The organism is Tomitella biformata AHU 1821, assembly GCF_000524475.1.
Classification (GTDB): Bacteria; Actinomycetota; Actinomycetes; order Mycobacteriales; family Mycobacteriaceae; genus Tomitella; species Tomitella biformata.
In genome coordinates this window covers 1-2470 of sequence record NZ_BAVQ01000063.1, presented here as the reverse complement: position 1 = coordinate 2470, position 2470 = coordinate 1, and the positions used below count along the sequence as shown (strand labels likewise).

Annotated in this window: 4 protein-coding genes; 2 read left to right on the top strand and 2 right to left on the bottom strand. The window is 64.9% G+C overall.

All coding sequences use genetic code 11. The features are described from left to right. Nucleotides 1-129: 129 nt before the first annotated feature. Nucleotides 130-507: a hypothetical protein gene (locus TBIF_RS26305; protein WP_235174779.1), complete on the bottom strand. Its 378-nt coding sequence runs from the start codon at nucleotides 505-507 to the stop codon at nucleotides 130-132. On the opposite strand from TBIF_RS26305, the gene TBIF_RS26300 reads away from it, so the two are divergent. Continuing rightward, entirely contained in the window at nucleotides 479-682 is a 204-nt protein-coding gene (locus tag TBIF_RS26300) for a hypothetical protein (RefSeq protein ID WP_024795642.1), read from the top strand. The two genes, TBIF_RS26305 and TBIF_RS26300, sit on opposite strands and share 29 nt — an antisense overlap. A gap of 72 nt (nucleotides 683-754) precedes the next feature. On the opposite strand, the gene TBIF_RS15260 is transcribed toward TBIF_RS26300, so the two are convergent. Continuing rightward, complete coding sequence (locus TBIF_RS15260; RefSeq protein WP_024795641.1) at nucleotides 755-1636, bottom strand: dioxygenase family protein; 882 nt, start codon at nucleotides 1634-1636, stop codon at nucleotides 755-757. Nucleotides 1637-1712: 76 nt separating this feature from the next. On the opposite strand from TBIF_RS15260, the gene TBIF_RS15255 reads away from it, so the two are divergent. Beyond that, a complete protein-coding gene (locus TBIF_RS15255) occupies nucleotides 1713-2132 on the top strand; it encodes a DUF6314 family protein (protein ID WP_024795640.1) in 420 nt (139 codons plus the stop codon). Nucleotides 2133-2470 lie beyond the last annotated feature (338 nt).

Genomic DNA, 2470 nt, shown 5'->3' with positions numbered 1-2470 from the left:
ATCTACGACTATTGGCGTGTCTCTCCCCAAACCGCCAGCTCACACGCTATCTAGACGACTTTGACGGCACCCTGTCTGATTCGCCAGTCTTGCCACAAGTGTGGATGTGCCTGTCACACTTGTGAACTGTCAGATGGACGTCAGTGAGGGGCACACAATGTCGGAGATGAGCATGGCGTCGCTGGAATCCCCAACTATCAGGAAGCTGAGAAGCACTGGGATGAGGGTGAGTGCTGGGGCAATCGCAGCGCTGGCTCTCGCCAGCACTGCGGCCTGTGGGGGCGGGAGTGCGTCGAACTCCGCCACCTCGACGACACCGCCAACGACAGTTGCCCCCGTCCGATCATCTTCCGCAGTCACTCCCGCGCCGACGGCTGTGGCGACGACCGAGGTCTCGATTGCCCCCGCCTCGAGCGCGCCGCCGCCGGTTGCCGCGCCTCCAGCCGCGGTGGCTGTGACGATGCCGAACGTCGTCTGTATGAACCTGCAGGTCGCGCAGGACACCATCCAAGCGGCGGGTGTCTTCTTCTCCCGCAGCGATGACGCGACCGGTGCCGGCCGGCGACAGGTGCTCGACTCGAACTGGATTGTGGTTGGGCAGACACCACCAGCGGGAGCGGACGTCGGTGAGGGTGAGGCAGTGCTGTCGGCGGTGAAGATTGGTGAGCGCAGCACCTGCTAGGGGAATACGGCCCGTAGCTTCTGGGTATCCGGCTGGTTGGCAAACATCTGGTCGAAACACGAAAACGACAGGTCAGGCTATTTGGAAGGACCGTTTCGACAGTCCGAACTGGGTGCCCTCGATGATGGTCTGGACTGGCAGTTCCGGATCAACAGCAGCACCGAGGGTCACGAACAGCGGTGTGAAGTGCTCGACGGTCGGGTGCGCGTAGGGCATGCCCGGGGCCTGGGCGCGGAAGTCTGAGAGCGCGTCGACATCCCCGCGTGCAAGGGCGTCCGCAGCCCAGACGTCGAAGTCGACGGACCAGGCGGGGACCGTATTGTGCGCGAAGTTCTCCCGGCTCAGATAGGGGAGTCCATGGGTCATGAAGCCGGAGCCAATCACCAGCACCCCTTCCTCCCGCAGCGACTGGAGCCGCCGGCCGAGCGAGAGCAGCCGCGCAGGGTCGTGGGTGGGCATGCTCAGCTGCAATACCGGCACGTCGGCATCGGGATACATGATCTTCAGCGGCACCCACGCCCCATGGTCCAGACCCCGGCTCGGATGCGCGTGCACCGGCTCGGAGTCCGGCATCGCGGCCAGGACCCGTCGGGCCAGCGGGTTCGCATCGGGGGTCGCGTACTGCATATGGAAGTAACGCTCCGCGAAGCCGCCGAAGTCGTAGACCAGCGGGGTGTGCGCGGCGGGTGCCGACAGCGTTAGCGGCGCGGCCTCCCAGTGGGCGCTGACAATGAGGATGGACTTGGGAGTCGGCAAATCCTGCGCCCAGGCGAATAACTGGCTGATCCACAGCGGGTCGTCGAACAGCGGTGGAGCTCCGTGGCTGAGATAGAGCGCCGGCATGGGGCCGTCCGCGGGAGACCAGGGGCGGCGTTGCCGGCTCGCGGGGGCGACCTCGCGCAGGAACTGATCGAAGGCGCCGCCGGGGACGGCGGGGTTCAAGATGTCAGCCATGACACTCCTTTAGTTGACGCTTCAATCATTGTAGCTCTCCATGGTGTCCGGCGCCATCGGCGCTTAGACTGGGTGCGTGCCACTTGATGCCCTGGACCCCGCGACGCTGCTTGGCGCGTGGACATTTAGCCGCGTCATCGACGACCATCAGGCTGGCGACGAGAAGCTGGTCGAGGGGACGGCGGAATTCGCCCGTGCCGACGCCGGGCGCATCCGCTGGGCAGAGTCCGGCACGCTGCACGTCGGGGGCCAGGAGTTGCCGGTAATGCGGACCTCCTATATCGAGCCGCGCGGCGATGGCTGGTTCGTGACTTTCGAGGACGGCCGAGACTTCCACCCCTGGGCACCGGGGGAGGCAGTCGATCATCACTGCGGCGCGGACCTGTACTCCGGCCAGATCACGGCCACGGGTCCAGTCGGGTCCTTCACCGTGCGCTGGCGAGTGACCGGGCCGAAGAAGGACTACACAATGACCACGGTCCTGACGCGGGGTTAGCTCTCGGTCCCGCCCCACAGGGCAAGGCTCGCCATCGGCACTGTCACCGCCACCGAGTGCCTGGGAAACGGACGATGTCACCGAGGTGGACGACGGGTGCATAGCCTGTGGCCAGCCGATTTGGCATCTGTCTCTGACTCGCGTAACTTATTGGAAGTCAGCGAGAGACGCCCGGCCGCAAGCCAGCCAGGAACGCGCCCGCTGACCACCCCCTGAAGAAACTGAGTGTCCACCGGGTTCGCCCGGAAGGCGCAAGGGTGATACAGTGGAAAAGTTGCTTCGGGCAAGGCCAAGAGGGAAAATTCGGAAGCCTGTTCGTGAGCGTGTTCTTTGAGAAC